Genomic DNA, 22241 nt, shown 5'->3' with positions numbered 1-22241 from the left:
CTATTTATTTTGTTCGTCAAGAAGGAGAAATAGTATTTATTATCTATATACAAAATATTTTTTTGCTTAGCATATTATTGAAAATATTCTTGAAAATTTAAAGCAACATATATATCAATAAATGTCTATATTTACTAAAAAATACCTCATTTTAATATTACCTATATTATATCCGCATATGCTTTGAAAAAAAAGCCTTAACTACCCATTTATTAAAATATAAAAAAATAAGTACCCTCACTGCTTCTGGCAGCTTGGATACTTATTTCAGCATTAATAAAATATTATTCAACTTTATCCATATTGCGGGCATCATGCGCAGTTTGCAGTACTTTTGCCAATGGGCTGCCCATAGAAGCTTCAACAGTAGCCGCAATAGCTCCTTCAACCAGCGGTGCGTTAGCCAGCTTCACCGATTTTGCCAAAGCAGGATCAATCATTTCTTTTGCCAGTCCCACACTCATGACGGCACTGCCCAAATCCGCCAAAACGACCACACCATCTCCAGTATTGGCTGCTTCTATAGCTTCTTGAATGCGCACTGGATCTGTTCCTATCCCGCCGTCCGCGGTTCCACCAGCAGTATATACAGGATGGTTTTTCGCCATCTGTAAAGCTACCTCTTTTACCCCTTCGGCAATTTTACTACTATGCGAAACTATAACAATACCTACCATTTTTTACCTCTCTTGCTTCAAATATTTATAAAGTGCTGTCAGCATAATTGTAGAAGATGTAGCGCCTGGGTCTTGATGACCGATACTGCGTTCCCCCAAATAGCTTGCTCTTCCTTTTGTCGCACTAATTTTTTTTGTATATTCAACGCCTTTTTCAGCTGCCTGTACAGCATCACCTAAACATTCAACAGCGTTTTTTCCTGCCTTTATTCCATCGGCAAATGCATCTGACGCCGGTATCAACGCATCAAGCATCGTCTTTTCACCCTGCTGTGCTTTGCCCCGATCTTGGATACCTTTTATTGCCGCATCAAGCATCGCTTTAGCTGTAGCAGCATCAATAGCCGTTTTTCCTTTACATGCCCCTGCCGCCCGTAGAAAAGCTGTGCCGTACAATGGACCAGCCGCTCCACCTACGCTTGAGATAAGTCCCATACCTACGGCCTTCAAAGCAGCCGCCACATCATTATCATCGGCAAGCGCTGCTATTTTAGGCAATACACTTTCAAAACCGCGTGCCATATTGATACCATGGTCACCATCGCCGATTGCCTGGTCAAGATCTGTCAAAAATACTTTATCTTTAATAACAGCCTGGCCAACTTCTTTTATAGCATCTTTTACAGTCATTAATAATCCGTTCCCTTCGTTGCACTAATTTTTATCAAGCAAAATCTAAATAACGGCATATTATTACTGCCATCTTCTAGTCGATGGATTTGGCAGAAGGCTACTTATCTTATATAAATATATGTCCCTAGATAAGTAACCTTCCTACCACACAATTTTACTGCTTAAAACTGGACAAGCGCTGGCGTATCAGCCGGTGCCAGTAAAAGTTCTTTCAGTTCATCATCAAGCTTTAGAAGTGTTACTGAACAGCCTGCCATTTCTAAAGAGGTCATATAATTACCTACATATGTTTTAACCATCTTTAAGCCTTTTTCTTTCAAAATAGCCTGTACTTTGTGACTGAGTATATAAAGTTCCATCAACGGTGTTGCTCCCAAGCCGTTGATTATAACAGCAACTTCATCACCGCTGTTGTAAATATTTTCAGCTAAAATTTTATCGACAAGCTGTTGTGCGATTTCATCAGCACTCCGAATAGCTTCGCGATGGGTACCTGGTTCACCATGTATCCCTATACCGATTTCCATCTGATTATCGGGCAATGTAAAGCTTGGTTTTCCCGCTGCTGGTACAGTACACGGTGACAAAGCCATTCCCATCGAACGTACATTGGCAATTACTTTTTCTGCTGCCTTCTTTACATCAGCGAGTGCTGCTCCTGTTTCTGCTTTAGCTCCGGCAATCTTATGGACAAGGACAGTGCCGGCTATACCACGGCGGCCTATTGTCCAAGTGCTGTTTTCTACAGCAACATCATCATTTGTTACTACTTTTTCCACTTCAATGCCATCTGCCGCTGCCATTTCAGCTGCCATTTCAAAATTCATAACATCACCACTGTAATTCTTTATTATCAGCAGCACACCTTTACCGGTATTAACTTCCTTTACGGCTTCATAAATTTGATCAGGCGTAGGCGAAGTGAAAACAGGTCCAGCTACTGCGGCATCAAGCATTCCACGGCCTACATAACCAGCATGGGCTGGTTCATGTCCGCTGCCACCGCCGCTGACCAGTGCAACCTTATCCGTCTTTTTATTTGCTCTGACAATGACATCAAAGCCCTTCAATCTCTTTAAATACTGCGGCTGGGATGCTGTCATCCCATTTAACATTTCTTCTACGACATTATCCGGATTATTAATAATTTTTTTCATATAATTTTCTCCTTTATTATTTATAACTTATGATAATTATACTATAAAGCCTGTCAAACTTCTATCAAAATCATACTATATAACTATAAAAGAAAAACGGCATTTAAGATCAAAATGCCGTTTTATCACAAAATCCCATTTACTTATAATCCGTATGCTTTACGCAAAACGGTAAGTGGATGGATTGCCTTTACACCGCTGCCGTTTTCCATCTGCAGGCGGCAGGTACCACATTCACAAACCCCTAATTCCGCATGGGAATTCTTTATTCTATTGAATAACTTAGAGCCGACTTTCATCGCTATTTCGTGCTTGTCTGCCTTAAAACCATAACTGCCCGAAATACCGCAGCAACCTGCATCTGCTTCTTCAATATCAATTCCCGGAATCAAAGGCAATAGTTCCATGGAAGGCCGGCCAATAGCCTGTACCTTCAAATGGCACGGTGCATGATAAATATATTTCGTATTATCATTTACAAAATTTGTATCAAATTCACCAGCATCATTTAATTTTGCCAGATATTCTATGGAATCATACATATGTGCCGCATATTCTGCCATTCCTGCAAAATCAAACAGTTCCTGATATTCCTGTTTGAGCATAAGCCCACAGCTTGTACATGCGGTAACTATATCATAACCCCTGTCTACCCAGCTCTTCAGCAATGCTGCATTCTTCGCTGCATTAACCCGTGCGTCATCAATATATCCACCGGCCACCATTGGTGAACCACAGCAAACAAAATTTTCATCAATAGCAACTTCTATTTTGTTTTTCTGATATACCTTAACGAGGTCTACACCAACTTCAGGTTGATTGTAATTAATATAGCAGCCTGAGAAAAAGACTACTTTACGCAGATATGGATTCTGCTTTATTTTCTTAAACTTGCTAATGAATGATTCGCTGGCATAAGCCGGCATCTTTGCGCTTTGCGCAATCCCCATAGCACCCATAACATTAAAAGCTTTACCAATTGACATTCCCATATTGGCAAAAGTCGAACCAAGCGGTAATGACGTTATGAGTTTTCCCATCTTTTCACTATGTGCAAGCATATCATCAGCTTTTGATTTTCGCGGATGCGTTTTATAATATTCATTTTTGGCTATCATATTCAGTGTAGAAATAGGCACCCCTGATGGGCAAACCAAATCACACGTCTTACAATTAGAACAATAATCCAGCATCGGGTCATCATCAGAAACCAATTTTCTTAAACGAGTAAGTGCTGGGCCAGTCATTTTCGGTCCACGAAATTTTCTTGTCGCTGCAGTAACTGGACATGCAGTGACACATATAGTACAAGCGGTACATTTATCAGGATCTATCGCATGTTGCTTATTTATTGCCATTCTTTTTTATGCCTCCCCACAAAATGCGGCAGCTGCCTTATAAGCTGTAATTAAAGCCACGCCATTGCCTGACTTTTCATAACAAAAATCATATCCTGCCAGACTTCTGCCCGCAACTTTTACATTGGAAGCAGGCTTACTGCCGTCTGCCGCAACCGGTGTCAGGTTTTCGTCAACCTTGACCCCATATTGGGCAAAAATTTGCTTTTTATCCGCAAATAACTGCTTGTACGACCAATCTGTCTGTACTTCTGGAACTTTTATAGAAATATTGAAAATAGGTTCTGTCATGGTACCGATCTGGGTGGTGATACCACCACCATAAACCCCGCCAGTAGCAAGGATAAATTGATCTGCATAGAATTTTCTCTGGCGGTCAAAACCTTCTGTTATGACAGCAAGGCATTTCCCGTCTACGATTTCAGAACCCACAACACGTGCCTTTTCAATTATCTGCACACCATGTTTTTTTGCATACGAATGGAGCATTTTGTTCAAACGTGTCCCTGTCACTGCCGGTGGCAAAGATGACATTTCCACCAACGGACACCCTAATTCTTTTTGCAGGGAATCAAGCACTTCATAATTTGGTTCCAATCCCAAAACAGGCGGTAAAACAATTGCTGTATCAGCTTTTACATGGCTTTTAACCTGTGCGACAAAAGCCTGGTGGCCTTCATCTGTTTCCAACCATCTAGCCACATCCATAGCAGAAATATCACGTAAATCACGCCCATATTCAAAATTAAGCTTGACAACAAATTCTTCAACACTTTTATCAGCACCAAAACGTTCACGTAAATTTCTGGTTGCCATTTCAGCATAAAAATCCTTCATTGTGTCAAAACCAACTACTAAGATATTTTTTGCTTTAAACAAAGCACTTGCATCCATAGTACGTGGCACCAAACAAGTCGGCTTAAAGTTTCCCATAGCTGTCGGTAGCCACATATTTTTATCAGCAGATCCTAAATAAGGATAACCTTCTGCTTCTGTTATTTTCAAAAAGCTGTCAATTGCTTCTTTTGCTATTTTAGGGCCGGTCTTTGCATACGGATGTTCTGGAGACATGCTTTCCATTCCCTTTAGGGGATCACTAACGAATTTTCCCTGGTCATCATATCCCAAGACATCAATGATGCCCCCGCCTATTGTCAATGTACCGGCACCATAAGATAGTATCTGTACTTTTTTCCCTCTGTCAGCGGCAACACAGGCTGCAAACAAACCCGCGACACCATTGCCGATGATTAAAATATCACATTTCTTCATTTTATATCTTCCACCCCGCTCAAGTTTAAGGCTGCATCGTAAATTGCACGTGTGAGTTCAATATCCCGAAGCATGTTGCCCCACAATACGGGACGGATTCCCTTCCAACGCGTTTCTAAAAAGTCTTTTAGCAAATCTACTGAATCCTTAGCCCACGGCATATTTTCTTTGTTTATTGCCCCAACACTGCGGTAAGCGCAAAAAGTTCCCTGGCATGTTCCCATGCCCAAGCGCGTGCGCCGTCTTACGTCACTTACAGTATGGCTTGTTGGTTCAGCCGCTATTTCATCGATTTCCGCCAAAGTAACGTTTTCGCATTCACAGACAAGTTCTTTCATTTCCGGATCGGTTTCAATATGTTTGATAACTCGTTCCAGTTTTTCATTGCCTAAACGTGAAGATGCCAGTTCAGCCCCATAGCTTGGGAACACAGCCTTCGCTCTGTTCATCAATTCAGGGGATGGGTCATCCACCAGATTTTCTTCCGCAGTATGGCATTTTTCATTGACACCAAGCTGTTCACAAACTATATTACAAACCTTTTCAGCCATCAAACGGTAGGTTGTAAATTTACCACCGCAGACGCTCATAAAGTGTTTAATTCCGTCATGTGCATGATCAAGTGCGACGAATCCACGTGATGCACTGCGGCCTTTCGCATTCGGATCAGCACTATATAAAGGACGTGTTCCCGCGAAAACACGTAAGATGCGATAATCATAAATTTCTTCAAATGTTATCTTGCCGATTTCCAACATTGCCTTAACTTCTGCAGTTTCAGTGCTTGTATCATCAGGTGCACTATCAATAGAAGTAGTGCCCAATATTGTTATTGAACCATGCGGCACAAAAATATCTGCATCAGATGATTTATGCAGTCTATGTACTACACGGTTGCAAATACGATGATTGAAAGCTATCAATGTCCCCTTACTTGGTTTTACATTAACAGTAAGGCCTGCCATATGGGCAACTTCTCCAGCAAAAGAACCTGCTGCGCTAATAACAAAATCACAAGCAATTTTGTCTTCCACACCTGTCCATTTATCACGAATCTTTACGCCAACAACGGTACCATTTTCTGTTTCGATAGCAGTAACTTCTTTATAAGTCATTGCCTTGCCGCCGTATTTATTTGCTGAAGCGACAGTCTGCCACAATAAACGGAACCCATCAATGGCAGCCCCTGGACAGCGATACGCTGATAATAACTTACGGCTTAAATTAGGTTCTAATTTAAAAGCTTCATCCATAGAAATAGGGATTGCTGAAATACCACATTCGCCACAGGATTTTACCCATTCTTGTTCAAATTCTTCACTATCTTCAGGTGCACGTACGAAAAGACTTTCGGTAGCTTCCACACAATGCCGCCCAATCCTGCGCAAAATAGTATTTTCTTGAATACATTCTTTCGCAGCCTCTTTATCTTTTACAGCATAACGGCCGCCGCTATGAAGCAATCCGTGAAATCTTGAGCTGGTCCAATAACCAAGGTCATCACGTTCTACCAGAATCGCATCTACTCCGCGCATTGACAAGTCACGCAGAATACCGACGCCGGTAGCACCACCGCCGATAACTACTACTGTTGTTTTTAACATAGCTCTTTCCTTTTCCCCCTCGAGACTTATATATTGTCAGATTTCAGATTATAACTCAATAATCTTCTTTTAACAATACATATTCTTTTACATTAGGATTTAAATTTAATACTTAATTGTCAGGCACTTTCATTTCATAAATATAACTTATATAAATGTAATCCCTTTGTATATATAAACCTTCGTTATTTGTTCTATCTATTTTCAAATAGTGCCCATGTACGCCTGACAAATAAGATTACTTAATTATTATTATAAAGCATGTGACAGTTTATAGCAATATTTTTTGAATGCATTAATAAAAGTATTTATTTCGTATGAAGTTTACTATTTTTCGTATGAAATAGATAATAATAGAGGCCGCAGATTCAAAAGACATCTGCGACCTCTGTTATTATCTAAAATTACATATATTGCTTACTAATCAAAGCCAATTCATAGTGCGGCGAACGGCCTTTAACCAGCCAACATAAAGGTCATTTCTTTTTTCTTCGTCCATATTCGGTTCAAAGCGGCGATCAAGCTGCCAATTCTTAACAAGTTCTTCTTTGTTTTTCCAGAAACCTACGGCAAGCCCTGCCAAATAGGATGCGCCTAATGCTGTCGTTTCAACAACTTTGGGACGATCAACTGGAACACCCAGCAGATCACTTTGGAACTGCATCATCAGATTATTAGCAACAGCACCACCGTCTACTTTTAAAGCAGCAAGCTTAATTTCTGAATCAGACTGCATAGCATCCAAGACATCTTTTGTTTGATATGCCAGGGAATCAAGTGTAGCACGGATAATATGGTTTTTGCTGGTACCACGTGTCAATCCAAAAATAGCACCGCGTGCCTTCATATCCCAATAAGGTGCACCCAAACCTACGAAAGCAGGAACTACATAAACGCCTTCCGCGTCTTTTACTTTGTTTGCATAATATTCAGAGTCAGGCGCTGAATCCAATATTTTCAAGCCATCACGCAACCACTGTATAGCTGAACCAGCAACAAAAATACTTCCTTCCAATGCATATACGACTTCGTTATCGAGTCCCCATGCAATGGTCGTCAGTAATCCATTTTTGGAATCATAAAGCTGCGAACCTGTGTTCATCAACATAAAGCAGCCTGTACCATAAGTATTTTTGGCCATACCAGCTTTAAAGCAAGTCTGTCCGAACAGTGCTGCCTGTTGGTCACCGGCTATACCAGCGATAGGTATTTCTGTACCCTGGGTAACGCTAGGTATGGTGACACCGTATACTTCACTAGAAGGTTTTACTTCTGGAAGCATACATTTAGGAACATTCAAATAACCTAAAAGTTCATCATCCCATTTTAGTTCGCGAATGTTATACATCAAAGTACGTGACGCATTAGAATAATCTGTTACATGAACTTTACCGCCGGTCAGTTTCCAAAGAAGCCATGTATCCATTGTTCCAAAAAGCAGTTCACCAGCTTCTGCTTTTTCGCGTGCCCCTTCAACATTATCAAGAATCCATTTTACTTTGGTTCCTGAAAAATAAGCATCAATAAGCAAACCGGTTTTTTTATGGAAAACATCAGCCAGCCCTTTTGCTTTCAGTTCATCACAAATGTCCATTGTCTGCCGTGACTGCCAGACAATTGCATTATAAATAGGTTTTCCGGTTTTCTTATCCCATACTACTGTAGTTTCACGCTGATTGGTTATACCTATAGCAGCAATTTCATTCGCATCTATATTAGCTTTTGCAATTACTTCTGAAATAGTTCCTACCTGTGTTGACCAAATTTCATTTGCATTATGTTCTACCCAACCTGGTTTGGGGAATATCTGCGTAAATTCACGCTGAGCCACTGCAACTATATTGGAATCATGGTCAAATAAGATTGTTCTTGAGCTTGTCGTTCCCTGGTCCAATGCTAATACATACTTTTTTTCCATGCAAAAAAACCTCCTAAAATTTTCTTTCGTAAATAATTATATAATATTATCTTTTTGCAAAAATCTTATCAGATTATCCCGACAAGCTTAGCAAATATATAAGCCACAGCACCGCCAACCATAGGTCCTACTACAGGTACCCAGCTATATGCCCAGTCAGAAGTACCTTTGCCTGCTATCGGCAATATAGCATGTGCAATACGAGGGCCAAGGTCACGGGCAGGGCTAATAGCATATCCGGTAGGCCCACCAATGCTCAAACCTAAAGCCCAGATCAATACACCGACAAGATAAGGTCCTACACCAGCAGGGAATTTACCGTTATTAGCATGGAACATTGCAAAAATCATTAAAACAAGAAGGAAGGTACCAATTGCTTCGCATAAAAAATTACTTGCATAACTTCTTATTGCTGGGATGGTTGAGAATACACCCAATTTGCTAGCTTTGTCTTCAGTAGCTTCCCAATGTGGCAGATAAGCAAGATAGACAACTATAGCACCGACAATACCGCCTATAAGCTGTGACACCATTGTTGCTACTGCCTGGGTTGGTGTATATACACCGTTCATGGCCTTCGCTAAAGTCACCGCAGGATTCAGATCCCCTTGCGGAGCTCCTAATGAAGTAGCAGTAAATACACCCAGCATAACAGCAAATCCCCATCCTGCCGTTATTACTATCCAGCCGCTGTTTTCTCCTTTAGAACCTTTCAAGCAAACATCTGCCACAACACCGCACCCGAAAATGACCAGTATTGCCGTTCCTAAAAATTCGCCAAACAAATTATCCATTTATGAATCCTCCTAAAATAAATATAAAATTTTTCTGCGTGACGGTCTTCTCCTTACCTCCTTCCCAAAGATTTAACAACATTGTATTAAATTATATAAGCATATACAATATTTATAGTAAGCATAATTGTTGAAATTTTCTTAACCTTTATTTCTCTAAGCAGTCGCGCATTTATAAAAGAGAAAGAATTTCACCCCTGCTTTTATAAATGTGCCCTGCTCTTATGCCATATATGAGAACCCGAGCACAGCCGGAAAGTGTTCATATAAAACTAACTAGCCACTTACAATAAATATGTATGAGCCTGTACAGAATATCTGAAAAAGCTCCCTGCCTATCGTCTCTTTAAGCGGCCTCCTATTATATCGTTAACCTTATAAATAGTTACAAAGGCCATTTCATCAATCTTTAAAACAGTGGTCTTAAGCTTGTCTATTTCCAGCCGTGTCACCACGCAGTATAATATCTTGCGTGTTTCTCCCGAATAACCGCCTTCCCCGTGCAGCAAAGTAACACCTCTGCCCAGTTCATTCATCAGTTTATTGGCGACTTTTTCGTAACTGGAGGTAACAACCATTACCGCGTACGATTCATCCAAGCCTTGAATAACCACATCAATCGTTTTCGCAATAATAAAATAAGCAATCAATGAATACATAGCATTATCCCAGCCAAAAACAAGCCCTGCGCTGCTCAAAATAAATAAGTTAATAAACATTACTATTTCGCCGACAGAAAACACACTTTTTTTGTCTAAGATAATCGCTACCATTTCTGTACCGTCAAGGGAGCCGCCATTCCTGATTATAAAGCCGACGCCAAGCCCTGTTACTATACCCGCCAAAGACAGCAGCCAAAAAAGGAGTTTCAGTAACTTCTTTTATTGGTAAAAACACACTAGTCCATCCTGAAAGACAAACGATGGAAAAAATACTGGCAATGACAAAAGATTTGCCAATATGACGATATCCTAAGCACAGAAAAGGTATATTCAAAACTGTTAGGAAAACACCTAAAGGCAGTCCGGAGAGATAACTTCCCATTATGGAAATACCAACAACACCTCCGTCAATAATATTATTAGGAACCAAAAACAGTTCCAAACCTGCCGCCGTGATTATCGTGCCTATAAATAACTGCACGTATTTGCGTATGCAATGTATATATCGACGTTTATGAGATAGTTTCTGATTTTCCAACATTACCGTCCCTTCTAAAAAACTAAAGTAAACTTAAGTATCTCCAAGATAAAATGCTTCCCATTAGCTATTATAATTTAATTTTCCGATTTATGCAAACGGAAAAATAAATATCTCATTTAATCTAAAATTTAGTTACGAATGAAGTTGTAATAACCAAGTGGTATTTTCCGTTTAAAATAAAACTTAGCACAGAATCAAACTTTCAAAACCTACTGCAAAATTTTTTGCAAATTAAATTTTATGGTATCAAACAGTTCCTGATTATTCTGGTATGTTTCCTCTAGTTTTCCTTGCAGATGGGAAACCCCCTGCTTCATACTTTCAAACTTTCCCAGATTATTATTGATTTCATCAATCTTTTCCTGCGCCTGCGCTATTTTTTTATCAATTTGCACATTATTATCGCTACTATTGTTACCCTGTCCTTGTTCTGCCTTTTGCCCTTTTTCTCCCGTCACAGAATCAAGCACACTGCCCAACCATGATGAGGCAGACTGGTCAGGAGCGTTCTTGCTGGCATTTAATGCTTCTTTTTCCTGTTCAAGCTGCTTACGCTGTGTTTCTAAGTCTTTTTTTTGCTGCTCCAAATCAGCCTGCTGTCTTTTTAATTCTTGCTGTTGGTGGATACTTTCATTCTCTGCGAGCTGTTCTTTGTCATTATAATAAGATGATAAAGAGAATCCACCCGCTAATGCAAGAATAAAAACAATCACCAATAAGCATATTTTTGTCTGCTTTTTTTGAAAGAACCGCATAACTCCATGCGTTGTCTTTTCTTTTGGCTTAACATCTTTTATTTCGATATCAGAACGATCACTGCCGACAAAATCATTGGGGGTAACAGGATCCATTTTACGGGTTTTATCCAATTCATTATCACGGTTATTATACATTTTTTTCCTGCTTCTTTTTCTGTTCAATAACTGCCCCATGTTCCTTGTACATGGTAAGGCAGAGCCTCTTTAGCGACCAAAATCTATTTAGCGGTGTAACTACTGCTTTATACGGAGTAGCTATACTAGCATTATGTAATTTTGCCAATACATCATCAAGCCGTTTATTTTTTATATTGTGGAAAACCATTACCTTATGGCTAAAATCAAAATCGCCCTCATTATTTTTTTCCACTACGGAGAAACCTGTGAGTCCTAGCAAATAACCAACCTTCTGGCAATAATCTTCCTGTTTCACTACAATTGGGTTTATATGCAGTGCCGTAAAAAATTGTTGTACCTCCTGTCGCTCCTGCTCTTCAACAAAATTATACAACAAAACCTCTTCATTTTTTATCTTTCTCATCGCATTACACCTCATATTATTATTATACGTGATAATATCTAATCGCTCAATAGTGTTATTTCTGTTTGTACGCAAAGAACCTGCCTTTCATGGCAGGCTCTCATATTCTTATTCCCAGTTAAAAGCTGCATACTTCAATTTATCATTTAGCTAAATCCCTTTTGATAATATTAGTAAGATTACTTTCATTAGCCGTTAAAGTTTTAGCTTTTTTCAAATTTTCATTGGCTTCACGCAGACTTTTTATGTCCTTATCATCAAGCCATTTTGCATAATTTTCGTAATAAGCTATATAAGCATCACAAATTTGAAGCCGAAGAGTCTGCAACGTTTCCACTGATTTAGGTGGATTTATTGCCGTCAAGGCTTCCTTGAGCATATGCCAATGCGGGAGCATATTTTCATTTATGATTTTTTTCAAGTCATTTCGCACAGAATCACTGCCAATGTTGCTTGAAGTTATTATCTGCTGCAATTGTCCGTCAATGTTATTAAAAGTCTTTTTGTGTTCAGTCATCAATGCATCTGTTTTTTGTACATAAGACAACAGGTATTTTTTCCGTTCCCCGTTAACCATCGTTAAAAAATCCGAAAAATTATTTATTTTTTCTACCATCCAATGTCCATCATCCTGCTGCGCCAAGAGCACTTCAAAGGTGAATGGTTTGTCTATCTCATTTTGCATGACATCAACATCTACAGTCGCCGTTTGGGCAGCTTTATCCACCGATACGACTTTATAATCGACAAAGGATATTTCATTCAATCCGGCATTTTCAAGTAAACTCATATAATTTGTCGTTTCATCATCAGTTGACGCCTGTCCGTCGTCCGCCCATTTACCATTTTGCAAATAACTGGTCAAAGCGACATCAAGATTTTTGGTAAATGCCGTTTTAAATATTTTTGAATATTCTTGCAGGGCAAATGCTGCATCTTCAGTAGAGCGTTGATCCGACTGCGTAATATTGGCTATAATTACATCAGACAATCCGTCCAGTAATTTCTTACGATCTACATATTTGTCAAATGTATTTACATCATGCTTATCAATTGATTCATTAATCATTTTTAATGCATATTCAGGTGTTTTTATGTGATAACCGAAATACCAATATAATGTGCTGCAACATATTACCGCTAAAATTATTCCAATAATGATAGCTTTTATTCTAAAATTAGTAAAATTTTTCATGTCAAACACCTCCTGCTTCACGTGAATTTATTTCATATTATGACATCTTGTTTGTTTTTCCGCAAGAGCAGTAAGTTTTTTTTTGAAAAAACGTCTTAAAACATAGTATAATAAATTGCACTATCTGTTTCATCAGCCAATAAAACTCATGAGGGGACTGTAATATTTTTACTATGAAATTTAAAAATATTGTTTTCGATCTGGACGGGACTTTGCTCGACACACACTCTTTTCTGGTATCAACACTGCGGGAAGCTTTAAAAGAACTGACTGCGCGTCATTTCACTGACGATGAGCTTTCCAGTGTTATCGGCCTCCCTGGAACGGAAGGGCTGCGTCGTCTTGGTATAGACAACATCGCGGACGGTATGGCAAAATGGCATACATACATGAAATATTATCATAGTTCTATAAAACTTTTTGACGGAATCAAAGAATTGCTGCTGACCTTAAAAGAAAAAGGTATACAGCTCGGTATTGTTACCTCAAAATTAAAAACCGAATGCCAGACAGACTTTTTTCCTTTAGGCATCGCCGCTTATTTTGACATAATAATTACAGCCGATGATACCGCAAAACACAAACCATTTGCTGATCCGTTACTTAAATATATAGAAAAAGCAGGAACCAAAAAACAAGATGTATTGTATATAGGCGATACTATTTATGACATAAACTGTGCAGCTGCCGCACAGACAGCTTCTGGTTTAGCATTATGGGGCTGTACCTCGATAAAACATATAAGGGCTGATTATTATTTCAAAAAGCCTGCTGAAATTTTATATTATTTAGAGCAGAAAACTGACCCATTGCTTGAATTACCATGGCTTAAATGGGCAATGGAACTGCGTTTTATCGCCCAAGCCGGCCTTTATTATTCCAAAAACCAATTTGATCTGGAAAGATTCGAACGTGTTTCAGAAATAGCTGTCGAAATGCTTAATCTAAAAACAGGTATTTCCACTGATAAAATAAAGACTTTGTTTTGTAACGAATACGGCTTTCAAACTCCTAAATTGGATACGCGTGCTGTTATTTTCAATAAACAAAATGAAATACTGCTGATCCAAGAAAAAGATGAAAAAGGCAATTGGTCGCTGCCCGGTGGATGGGTAGATATTGATAAATCCATAGCTGAGAATGCTGCTAAAGAAGCATTTGAAGAAAGCGGCCTGACCGTTTTCCCCCGCCGCATTATTGCTGTACAGGAACGCAACCGTCATAACCGTCCTGTTTATGCATATTCCGTTTGCAAAATTTTTATCGAATGCGACATTATTGATGGCTCATTCCAAAAGAACAGCGAAACCTCAGATAGTGCCTATTTCTCTTTCGCCAAGTTACCACCATTATCCGAAAAGAGAAATACCAGAGAACAACTTGCCCTCTGTTTCAAAGCACATAATAAAAAAAACTGGGAAGTCATTTTCGACTAATACCACAGTAAATCCAGTAATAAACCCCAATCTAATAATAAGTACCCCCTATGTGGCAGTAAAGCATTAGCTCTGCCTATAGGGGGTACTTTTGTCAATTGATGTTATTTTTCAAGCATTACAATTTAAATTTTTGAATACTTGTTTTAAGTTTTTCTGCCAATTGTGCCAAATCATCACTTGACGCAGCAATTTCCTGCATCGCCGCAGATTGTTCTTCTGTAGCAGCAGAAACGCTTTGTGAACTGGCAGCAGTTTCATTCATAGCCTGATTTATTTCTGCTGATGATTTTTCTACTTTACGTCCATCATCAACAAGTTTATCCGCGTAAGATAAAACTTCTGCTGTCTTTTTCTGGACATTTTGAATCAATTCCGCTATTTCTAAGAACTGCTTTTCAGCAGCGACAACATTTTCTATTCCTTCACCGACATCACTGCCCGAATGTTCTACTGCCGTTACAGCAGTTTCTACATCCTGATTGATCTCCGCTATAAGTGAAATTATCTGTCCTGCCGAATCCTGTGACTGTTCAGCAAGCTTTCTCACTTCATCTGCGACAACGGCAAAACCTCTTCCGTGTTCACCTGCCCTAGCCGCTTCAATGGCAGCATTTAATGCCAGCAAGTTTGTTTGGGCCGCTATCCCAGAAATAATGTTTACAATCTCACCTATCTTTGCGGTTCCCTTGGACAGCTCTGTTACCGCATCGGTAACATTTTTAGAACTATTATTTATATTTTCCATTTGCGCTCTGGCACTTTGAACAGTTTGGGTACCACTTTGTGTTTTTTCCACTGCAGTATCAGCAAAACTATTAGCATCCTGAGTATTGTCCTTCATCTTGCCAATGTCCTGCATAAAACCATCAAAGACCTGATTAACTTCGTTCATTGCCTTCTGGCCGCGTATAGTCTGTTCTGATACTTTCGTCACTGACTCTGCTACCTGCGCTGCTGTCTGCGCTGCCTGGTTGGAACTTTCTTTAAGCTGTAAAGAAGAGCTGGCTGTATGTCCTGACGCCTCATCAACGTGATGCATCAAATTCCATAATTCCTCCCGCATACCAAGCATTGCCTTGCGCAAAGTACCAATTTCATCCTGTGCGCTATATTTAGAGCGATCTGCTTTTTCTAATGTTTCCTTTGAAAGATCACCCTTTGCTATTGCCTCTACATATTGGGACATTTCCCTAACTGGGCGCGTTACTCTGCCAGCCAGCCAATTAATCACCAATACAGCAATACCCAATCCTACAACGAACAATATAATAAACATCCATGTGAGTTTTTTGACGGCTGCGAATTCCTGTGCTACAGGAGCAACGGTAAATACCCCCCACTTATCTTCCGTTGGTACGTATGCCACCAAAGATTCTACCCCATTAACGGATGTGATCATAAACCCTTTTTTCCCTTGGGAAATATTTTGCATAGCATCTGTCAAATCCTGATTTTGCAAGTCCTTGATATTCGTCTTCATTACCAGTTCCGCGTTCGGATGGCTCGTAATTATACCATCAGGAGCAGTTATTATGCAGTACCCGTCTGCACCTATCTTCATTTCACTGAAACCATCAGTAAACTTTTCCAAAGGAATACCGCCGACTACTGCACCGGCAACATTATTGCCTACAGTTACGGGAGCTGCACCTACTACTATAGCCTTTCCTGTCGTTACCGCGACAATCGGGCTATCCATAAAAGTCTTGCCTTCCGGTATCTTTTTTATGTATGCCAAAGCAGAAGCATCAACATATTTACCGGCACTGGTAGCAACTTTTTTAGCAGACAAGTCCGCAATAAAACTAACAGGATTCCATTCTGTATAAGTGTCATGCATGCGTTTTGTAAACTCAAACTGTGCTTGGTCATTTGCCTGATAAGCAGGAAAATCACCAGCAACTTGCTTACCGAACGAATCTATAACTGTCTTTTCCTTTTGAAACCGTATATCAAAAGCATTGGCTATTTCCTGTGCCTGGATTTGAAAGCGTTCCTCCAAATTAGACTCTACCATTTTAGATGTGATCCAATATGATATAGCCATAACACACAATAAAATAACTGTGATGGTTATACCGAGAGGCACCAATAATTGAAACTTTAAACTTTTCATTACAACCCTCCATTGTCGTACAAAAAATTTTCCGTATTCAGTTAGACTGCTCTACTGCCTTCAATTCTTTGCTGTAATCACTATTAAGTGCTGCATTTCTAAAAGCATCACCATTTGGCAGGACCATTCGGAAATCCGCTATTCTTGCCACCTGCACCTTACCATGGACAATTCCGCCGTTTAATATATGACCACCCGATTTGCGGTCATCCGAAATAAAATGTAAATGATATCCGGGGACATTGATTCCATTCATATATTGGGGACACCAAATTCCAACTATTGTGCCATGTGCGTTCTCAAGATCAAATACCGACTGAGTTTTTGCTGCTTCGGCCAATGTGGGATAAGGTTTTCCTTTTTTCGGGATAGCACGTGTTTGCAAATTCATTACACCATCTATACGAATAGCATAAATATAATTTGTATCTTTAATGATAGAATCCAACGCTTTTTCTATATCAGAAAAGCTCTTAGCATCATTAATTTCGCCAAATAATTCTGGTTTGAAATAAAGGACATTGGCAAAAGGTGTCTTTACTTCATCGTCAGCAGCAACAACATTCCCTGTTGATGTTACATGATAATCCTGTCCATCCAGTACAACCATTTCCCCATCCAAACCATCATAAGTACCTATGCCGAAATCTCCATATTTTTTAAGCTCACCAACAGAGATCTCACCTTCATAAACACCCTGTATCAGTGCATTTATTGTGGAAACCTGATACATGGCATTTGGTACCACCTGTGCCTTGGCTGTAGCTACAAAAAAGAACATACAAAAAAATATCAGCAATATCCTTTTCTGTAAATTGATTCCTTTCATTATTCTGTCCTCATTTCCCTTGTGTTAGTGGTATGACCTGCCGGTAAACAATTTATCCGACTAGTCTGTAATTCCTCTAAAGCAATTACATGTTTCGTTACTTACAAAATTTTCATTCATTTTGTACATTTTTAACATCAGGATTCCTATTAAGTTGTCTCTACCAAGCTTAGCTTGGTAATTTCATTTGCACGTCTGCCCGTTCACGTGTCTCCTGAGGATCGCACTCATCGTTCTCACGCAAAACCGCAACAGCCGCTTAGCAAATAAAAAATTCCCGTACATTGCCCCATAATTTTCCAATACGTATTAACAGTTAAACATATGCTCATAAATATTATGGAATAAAACGGATAAAGCAATATACAGTTTCTCATCGCTCCCTTCATTATCAATTATTGTTATGCATCAGCCTTTTAATAATGTTCCTATTTAAACAATAAAATAAACATCAAAAACAGACCCCTCAGCATAACAATTTTCACGAACTGAAACAGGAACAGTTTTGTCAGCTTTTAACAAAAAAGCCGCCTTATACTTGACAAAGACGGTTCCTTTTTCCATTCATTTTTACTATATTACTTTTAACAAAAAATGTCAATAAATTCAGTTTAATTGAGAAAACTTTTCTATTGAAATACAAAAAGTCCAGTGCAATTATCGCACTGGACTCTTTAGCTATCTCAATTTTCAATCTGTATTAATTGTTTCTTCAGTAATAGGACGACGACCTGCTTTTCTTCCATAAAAGAGGAAGTACAATATAAAGCATATCACCGCAATACCACCTGCTACAGCATAAAGCTGTTCAAAAGGCATAAAGTCTCTCAAAGACCCCAAAACATATGGGCCTACACCTATTCCTAAATCCAACGCCACGAAATAAGTAGACAAGGCAACACTGATGCGATGTGGCAGCGTCAGCTTTATACAAACGGCCTGCCCATTCGACATGAATGTTCCATAGCCAAGACCTACCAATGCTCCTGACAACAGCAAAGTAGCTGAAGAACCGGTTACACTCAGTAAAAATAAGCCGGCAGCCAAGAACAAATAGCATGGATATAAAACATAATTTTCACCTTTACGGTCAAAAATAACACCTGTAACCGGCCGTGTAACAGTAATGATAACCGCATATACTACGAAGAAAAATGTTCCTGCGTCTACCAAATTTATTTCTCGTGTATAGGCAGCCAGAAAACTTAATACGCTGGAATACGCAAAGCCCATCAAAAAGCCAATACACGATATAACCATAACACGTGATTCCACGTAATTATCCAAGGTATATTTTTTCATCTGTTTTCTTTGTTCATGCGTAAGATCCATTTCTTTTATCGTCAGTGCAAAACAACCTACTACACATAAAAGAATTAATGCCACACAAGTAATTATTATCACACTAAAGTTTGCTACGAGCATCAATAACATACCGAGGAACGGCCCTATAGCAGCAGCGAGGCTTGTGCTAAGTCCGTAATAGTTAATACCTTCGCCGCGTCTTTCTTCTGGGATGCAGCTGGCAATAATTGTATTGGTTGCCGTAGAAATAACACCGTATGCCATACCATTAAGGAAACGGACAGCAAACATAACTGCTAAACTAGGAATATAAAAATACATCAAGGTAGTTACTAAATAAAATATAATGCCGAAATATAAAGCCTTTTTCCTTCCGTATAACTCTATTTCCTTCCCAAGCTGCAACCTAGCTATCAATGTACCGAGAATAAAAATTCCAGATGCCAATCCAGCTTCACTCAATGAAGCATTTAGCTGTTCTTTTGCTACAACCGCTATTATAACCATTAATAAATAATAAATAAGATACACGACAAAATTTATACCGGTATCCAATACAAAATCCTTGTTGAATAAAGAACTTTTGCTCATAACTATAACTCCATCTCCATTTTCATTTTGCGTCTCTTTACAGCTGCCATGCATATGTTTTAAAGGCCTTATTTTAAAGGCTTTTGACACTTCCGAATGAGCTGATAACGCCTATTATATACTTTGGAAATGGGTTTGTATAACAAAAGAAATAGATACCTATCATAAAATTATGTTATATCCAGAGGAAAGAATCGGCACATTTTCGTGCTCTAAAACAACTACAATATTGCCTTATTGCTTATTCGCATACAAATTTTGCACATAATCAATAAAGATTTTCATAATCTTGTATCTGGGATTATTCTTCTTGTACATTAAATAACATTTCAAATTAAATGAAGGTACCATACTATAATAACCAGTATCAATGCCGACTGCATTGAGTAAACGCTCAGAAAGGACAGCCCCCGTTTCATTTTGCTGGCAATAATTCATAATAGCATAAGGAGTAGATAGCCACGCTTTAATAATTGGTGTTGCCTTATTCACCATAAAATAATTTTTTATAATCGAATTCATTAAATAATGTGGTGCATACTGCACCAGAGAATAGTCCGCAATGGTCTTTATATCAAGCTTCTTTTGCTGAAGATGCAAATGAGGTGCATAAAAAACCATCTTTTCGTTGCAGAAAAAAGTTTTTCCATATTTCGCTGAATCAAATTGTGACATATAAAAAGTCGATATTATATCCAGTGAGCCTTCTTCCAATTGGTGAAAGAGTTCGTGTGCCTCTAGATTATAGACATTTATTGTCAAATCTGTATTATGTTTTTGAAAATATGCTAAATGCTGGTTCATAAGCACATCTCCCAAAGACATCAGCGCGCCTACATTTAAAGGCACTATCTTCTCTTTAATCTGCTTCATTTCATAAACGCAATCAGATAAATCTCCCATAATTTTCTGAATGCGATGCAAAAATTTCTCACCCGTTTCTGTCAGGTCACTGCCTCTGTTTGAGCGAACTATAAGCTTCACGCCCAAAAGTTCTTCCAGCTTTTTCATTTGAAAACTGAATGCAGACTGAGTAATATTTGCCTTTTTTGCTGCTGTCGTAAAATTTCTGACCTTGCCATAAATAATAAAATTTTCCAGTTGCTGAATATTTGGCAATTGTTCCATTAATATCCTCCAATAGCCCTATTTCCCCATATAAATTTTTTGCCCTTGTCTTTGTGAAAAATTTTCCAATTTCAAACCTCACAAAAGCAAAACTTAATTCATATACAGCTAAAGAAAATTCTATTGCATTTTTATGATTAATTCAATAGTAGTATGCATATTTTTAAAAGTTTTTTTAATAAACTACAACAAAAGATATATTTTATTGTACAAATTTACTCTGTACACAGCTTTTTTTCTTTCATTTTTGCTTTGATAACAGCCAGCATAACAAACCACACCGGCGTCACGAATAAGGCGACCCGTGTTTCTTCATTAAAGGCTAATATCACTATAACAAAAGCAAAAAACAGCAGAATCAAATAACTGCTCAACGGATAAAATGGCATCCTGAATTTATTTGCTGCCGCGGACTGAACCTTTGAGCGGCGGTATTTCATGTGACAGATAACCATAATGGCCCAGATATAAATAAAACAAATTGTCGATATACTGGTAATCAAAACAAAAACACCTTTAGGCATTATGTAATTGAGAATGACTGAAACCAAAATGACTGCGACAGAAAACACTGTAGCATTTGCCGGTATCTGATGTGAAGTAAGCGTCTGCATTGATTTTGGTGCATTGTCCTCTTTTGATAAAGAATACACCATCCGGCTCGTACTGAAAATCCCACTATTACAAGCTGATGCTGCTGCTGTCAGTACAACGAAGTTTACTATTCCAGCCGCTGCCGCCACACCTACCGCAGCAAAAACTTGGACAAACGGGCTTTGGTCTGGGCTTACCACTGTCCACGGATAAATACTCATTATAATAGCAAGCGCGCCTATGTAAAAAATTATAATACGTATAGGAATATGATTAATCGCTTGGGGAATGACAGTGCTCGGATTTTTTGTTTCTCCTGCAGTTATACCTACTAATTCAATACCTGTAAAAGCGAAAACGACCATTTGGAAAGAAAGTATAAAACCAGTTATTCCATTTGGGAACCAGCCTCCATTATTCCATAAATTGGCAAAACTTGATTCACCGGCATTAGTTGAAAAACCTTGGAAAAGTATAACGGCACCCACAACGATCAAGGCCAATATTGCTACTACCTTTATCAGGGCAAACCAAAACTCCATCTCACCAAACATCTTCACCGCAGTAAGGTTCATTATCAATAAAACCATTAGCAGTATAAAGCTTGGTACCCACTGTCCAATACTGGGGAACCAGTACTGGATATAAAGTCCTGCCGCCGTCAAATCTGCCATAGCAAGGGAAATCCAACAAAACCAATAAGTCCAGCCTGTAATAAAAGCAGCCCTATCTCCCATGTACTCATAAACAAAATCAACAAATGAATGATAATTTAAATTTGAAAGCAAAAGCTCACCCAATGCCCGCATAACCCAGAAACAAATTATACCTGTCAACAGGTAAGCTAAAAGAATAGAAGGCCCCGCCAGATGGATTGATCTGCCCGCCCCAAGAAAAAGCCCTGTACCTATCGCCCCGCCAATTGCCAATAATTGTACATGACGATTTTTTAATTCTCTTGATAAATTTTGATTTTCCGACATATAAACTCCGCCTTTTAGTTATACTTTTGATACTTTAAAAATTTTATAAATAATAACTATCCACCCGCATAGCGGGTGGTTTTTCTTTTTCGGGCATAGCCCTTTTACACTGGCTGCGCATAAATGCGCTTTTTATTGGCCTGCCA

Annotated in this window: 17 protein-coding genes and 1 pseudogene; 1 reads left to right on the top strand and 17 read right to left on the bottom strand. The window is 38.8% G+C overall.

All coding sequences use genetic code 11. The annotated features are described in order from the left end of the window. Window positions 1–284: 284 nt before the first annotated feature. The 12 genes and pseudogenes from dhaM to EDC37_RS06545 all read right to left on the bottom strand — a co-directional run bounded on the left by dhaM (window position 285) and on the right by EDC37_RS06545 (window position 13110). Window positions 285–677, bottom strand: a complete 393-nt coding sequence (gene dhaM / locus EDC37_RS06600) for a dihydroxyacetone kinase phosphoryl donor subunit DhaM (RefSeq protein WP_132549293.1) — start codon at window positions 675–677, stop codon at window positions 285–287. Window positions 678–680: 3 nt separating this feature from the next. Beyond that, a complete protein-coding gene (dhaL, locus tag EDC37_RS06595; RefSeq protein WP_132549290.1) occupies window positions 681–1307 on the bottom strand; it encodes a dihydroxyacetone kinase subunit DhaL in 627 nt (208 codons plus the stop codon). 164 nt (window positions 1308–1471) lie between these two features. Then, window positions 1472–2467 carry a dihydroxyacetone kinase subunit DhaK gene (dhaK, locus tag EDC37_RS06590; RefSeq protein WP_132549287.1) on the bottom strand — a complete coding sequence of 332 codons (996 nt, stop codon included), beginning with the start codon at window positions 2465–2467 and terminating at the stop codon, window positions 1472–1474. A gap of 143 nt (window positions 2468–2610) precedes the next feature. Then, the gene (locus EDC37_RS06585) at window positions 2611–3825 is read right to left on the bottom strand and encodes an anaerobic glycerol-3-phosphate dehydrogenase subunit C (RefSeq protein WP_132549284.1); all 1215 of its coding nucleotides are present in this window, start codon (window positions 3823–3825) and stop codon (window positions 2611–2613) included. A 6-nt stretch (window positions 3826–3831) separates the two neighbouring features. Continuing rightward, the gene (gene glpB, locus EDC37_RS06580) at window positions 3832–5097 is read right to left on the bottom strand and encodes an anaerobic glycerol-3-phosphate dehydrogenase subunit GlpB (RefSeq protein WP_132549281.1); all 1266 of its coding nucleotides are present in this window, start codon (window positions 5095–5097) and stop codon (window positions 3832–3834) included. After that, window positions 5094–6701: an anaerobic glycerol-3-phosphate dehydrogenase subunit GlpA gene (gene glpA, locus EDC37_RS06575; RefSeq protein WP_132549278.1), complete on the bottom strand. Its 1608-nt coding sequence runs from the start codon at window positions 6699–6701 to the stop codon at window positions 5094–5096. Before glpA ends, glpB begins: the two co-directional genes overlap by 4 nt. A 424-nt stretch (window positions 6702–7125) precedes the next feature. Then, on the bottom strand, window positions 7126–8619 hold the full coding sequence (glpK, locus tag EDC37_RS06570; protein WP_132549275.1) for a glycerol kinase GlpK: 1494 nt from the start codon (window positions 8617–8619) through the stop codon (window positions 7126–7128). Between the two features lie 68 nt (window positions 8620–8687). Continuing rightward, window positions 8688–9413, bottom strand: a complete 726-nt coding sequence (locus tag EDC37_RS06565; protein ID WP_132549272.1) for an MIP/aquaporin family protein — start codon at window positions 9411–9413, stop codon at window positions 8688–8690. Window positions 9414–9748: 335 nt separating this feature from the next. Beyond that, window positions 9749–10616: pseudogene (locus tag EDC37_RS06560) on the bottom strand (YitT family protein). A 209-nt stretch (window positions 10617–10825) separates the two neighbouring features. Beyond that, window positions 10826–11509, bottom strand: a complete 684-nt coding sequence (locus EDC37_RS06555; RefSeq protein WP_132549269.1) for an FtsB family cell division protein — start codon at window positions 11507–11509, stop codon at window positions 10826–10828. Next, entirely contained in the window at window positions 11502–11915 is a 414-nt protein-coding gene (locus EDC37_RS06550) for a DUF3783 domain-containing protein (RefSeq protein WP_165874474.1), read from the bottom strand. Before EDC37_RS06550 ends, EDC37_RS06555 begins: the two co-directional genes overlap by 8 nt. Before the next feature lie 142 nt (window positions 11916–12057). Then, a complete protein-coding gene (locus EDC37_RS06545) occupies window positions 12058–13110 on the bottom strand; it encodes a hypothetical protein (protein WP_132549263.1) in 1053 nt (350 codons plus the stop codon). A gap of 173 nt (window positions 13111–13283) precedes the next feature. On the opposite strand from EDC37_RS06545, the gene EDC37_RS06540 reads away from it, so the two are divergent. Next, window positions 13284–14546, top strand: a complete 1263-nt coding sequence (locus EDC37_RS06540) for an NUDIX hydrolase (RefSeq protein WP_132549260.1) — start codon at window positions 13284–13286, stop codon at window positions 14544–14546. A gap of 118 nt (window positions 14547–14664) precedes the next feature. Here the strand turns inward: EDC37_RS06540 and EDC37_RS06535 are convergent, their stop codons facing one another. From EDC37_RS06535 to EDC37_RS06515, 5 genes are all read right to left on the bottom strand, one after another. Further along, the gene (locus tag EDC37_RS06535; protein ID WP_132549257.1) at window positions 14665–16665 is read right to left on the bottom strand and encodes a methyl-accepting chemotaxis protein; all 2001 of its coding nucleotides are present in this window, start codon (window positions 16663–16665) and stop codon (window positions 14665–14667) included. Between the two features lie 37 nt (window positions 16666–16702). Next, the gene (gene budA / locus EDC37_RS06530) at window positions 16703–17494 is read right to left on the bottom strand and encodes an acetolactate decarboxylase (RefSeq protein WP_132549254.1); all 792 of its coding nucleotides are present in this window, start codon (window positions 17492–17494) and stop codon (window positions 16703–16705) included. Window positions 17495–18184: 690 nt separating this feature from the next. Further along, a complete protein-coding gene (locus EDC37_RS06525; protein ID WP_132549251.1) occupies window positions 18185–19390 on the bottom strand; it encodes an MFS transporter in 1206 nt (401 codons plus the stop codon). Between the two features lie 234 nt (window positions 19391–19624). After that, on the bottom strand, window positions 19625–20518 hold the full coding sequence (locus EDC37_RS06520) for a LysR family transcriptional regulator (RefSeq protein WP_132549248.1): 894 nt from the start codon (window positions 20516–20518) through the stop codon (window positions 19625–19627). Window positions 20519–20733: 215 nt separating this feature from the next. After that, the gene (locus EDC37_RS06515; protein WP_132549245.1) at window positions 20734–22095 is read right to left on the bottom strand and encodes an amino acid permease; all 1362 of its coding nucleotides are present in this window, start codon (window positions 22093–22095) and stop codon (window positions 20734–20736) included. Window positions 22096–22241: the final 146 nt, after the last annotated feature.

The sequence above is a fragment of the Pectinatus cerevisiiphilus genome, assembly GCF_004341685.1.
GTDB lineage: Bacteria > Bacillota > Negativicutes > Selenomonadales > Selenomonadaceae > Pectinatus > Pectinatus cerevisiiphilus.
Note: the sequence above shows the minus strand (reverse complement) of the source record. Positions and strands in the feature narration are given on the sequence as shown.

Bases quoted from the DNA above. Each gene is read 5' to 3' on its own strand.
- dhaM (WP_132549293.1), bottom strand. From the start codon at position 677: ATGGTAGGTATTGTTATAGTTTCGCATAGTAGTAAAATTGCCGAAGGG.
- dhaL (WP_132549290.1), bottom strand. From the start codon at position 1,307: ATGACTGTAAAAGATGCTATAAAAGAAGTTGGCCAGGCTGTTATTAAA.
- dhaK (WP_132549287.1), bottom strand. From the start codon at position 2,467: ATGAAAAAAATTATTAATAATCCGGATAATGTCGTAGAAGAAATGTTA.
- EDC37_RS06585 (WP_132549284.1), bottom strand. From the start codon at position 3,825: ATGGCAATAAATAAGCAACATGCGATAGATCCTGATAAATGTACCGCT.
- glpB (WP_132549281.1), bottom strand. From the start codon at position 5,097: ATGAAGAAATGTGATATTTTAATCATCGGCAATGGTGTCGCGGGTTTG.
- glpA (WP_132549278.1), bottom strand. From the start codon at position 6,701: ATGTTAAAAACAACAGTAGTAGTTATCGGCGGTGGTGCTACCGGCGTC.
- glpK (WP_132549275.1), bottom strand. From the start codon at position 8,619: ATGGAAAAAAAGTATGTATTAGCATTGGACCAGGGAACGACAAGCTCA.
- EDC37_RS06565 (WP_132549272.1), bottom strand. From the start codon at position 9,413: ATGGATAATTTGTTTGGCGAATTTTTAGGAACGGCAATACTGGTCATT.
- EDC37_RS06555 (WP_132549269.1), bottom strand. From the start codon at position 11,509: ATGTATAATAACCGTGATAATGAATTGGATAAAACCCGTAAAATGGAT.
- EDC37_RS06550 (WP_165874474.1), bottom strand. From the start codon at position 11,915: ATGAGAAAGATAAAAAATGAAGAGGTTTTGTTGTATAATTTTGTTGAA.
- EDC37_RS06545 (WP_132549263.1), bottom strand. From the start codon at position 13,110: ATGAAAAATTTTACTAATTTTAGAATAAAAGCTATCATTATTGGAATA.
- EDC37_RS06540 (WP_132549260.1), top strand. From the start codon at position 13,284: ATGAAATTTAAAAATATTGTTTTCGATCTGGACGGGACTTTGCTCGAC.
- EDC37_RS06535 (WP_132549257.1), bottom strand. From the start codon at position 16,665: ATGAAAAGTTTAAAGTTTCAATTATTGGTGCCTCTCGGTATAACCATC.
- budA (WP_132549254.1), bottom strand. From the start codon at position 17,494: ATGAAAGGAATCAATTTACAGAAAAGGATATTGCTGATATTTTTTTGT.
- EDC37_RS06525 (WP_132549251.1), bottom strand. From the start codon at position 19,390: ATGAGCAAAAGTTCTTTATTCAACAAGGATTTTGTATTGGATACCGGT.
- EDC37_RS06520 (WP_132549248.1), bottom strand. From the start codon at position 20,518: ATGGAACAATTGCCAAATATTCAGCAACTGGAAAATTTTATTATTTAT.
- EDC37_RS06515 (WP_132549245.1), bottom strand. From the start codon at position 22,095: ATGTCGGAAAATCAAAATTTATCAAGAGAATTAAAAAATCGTCATGTA.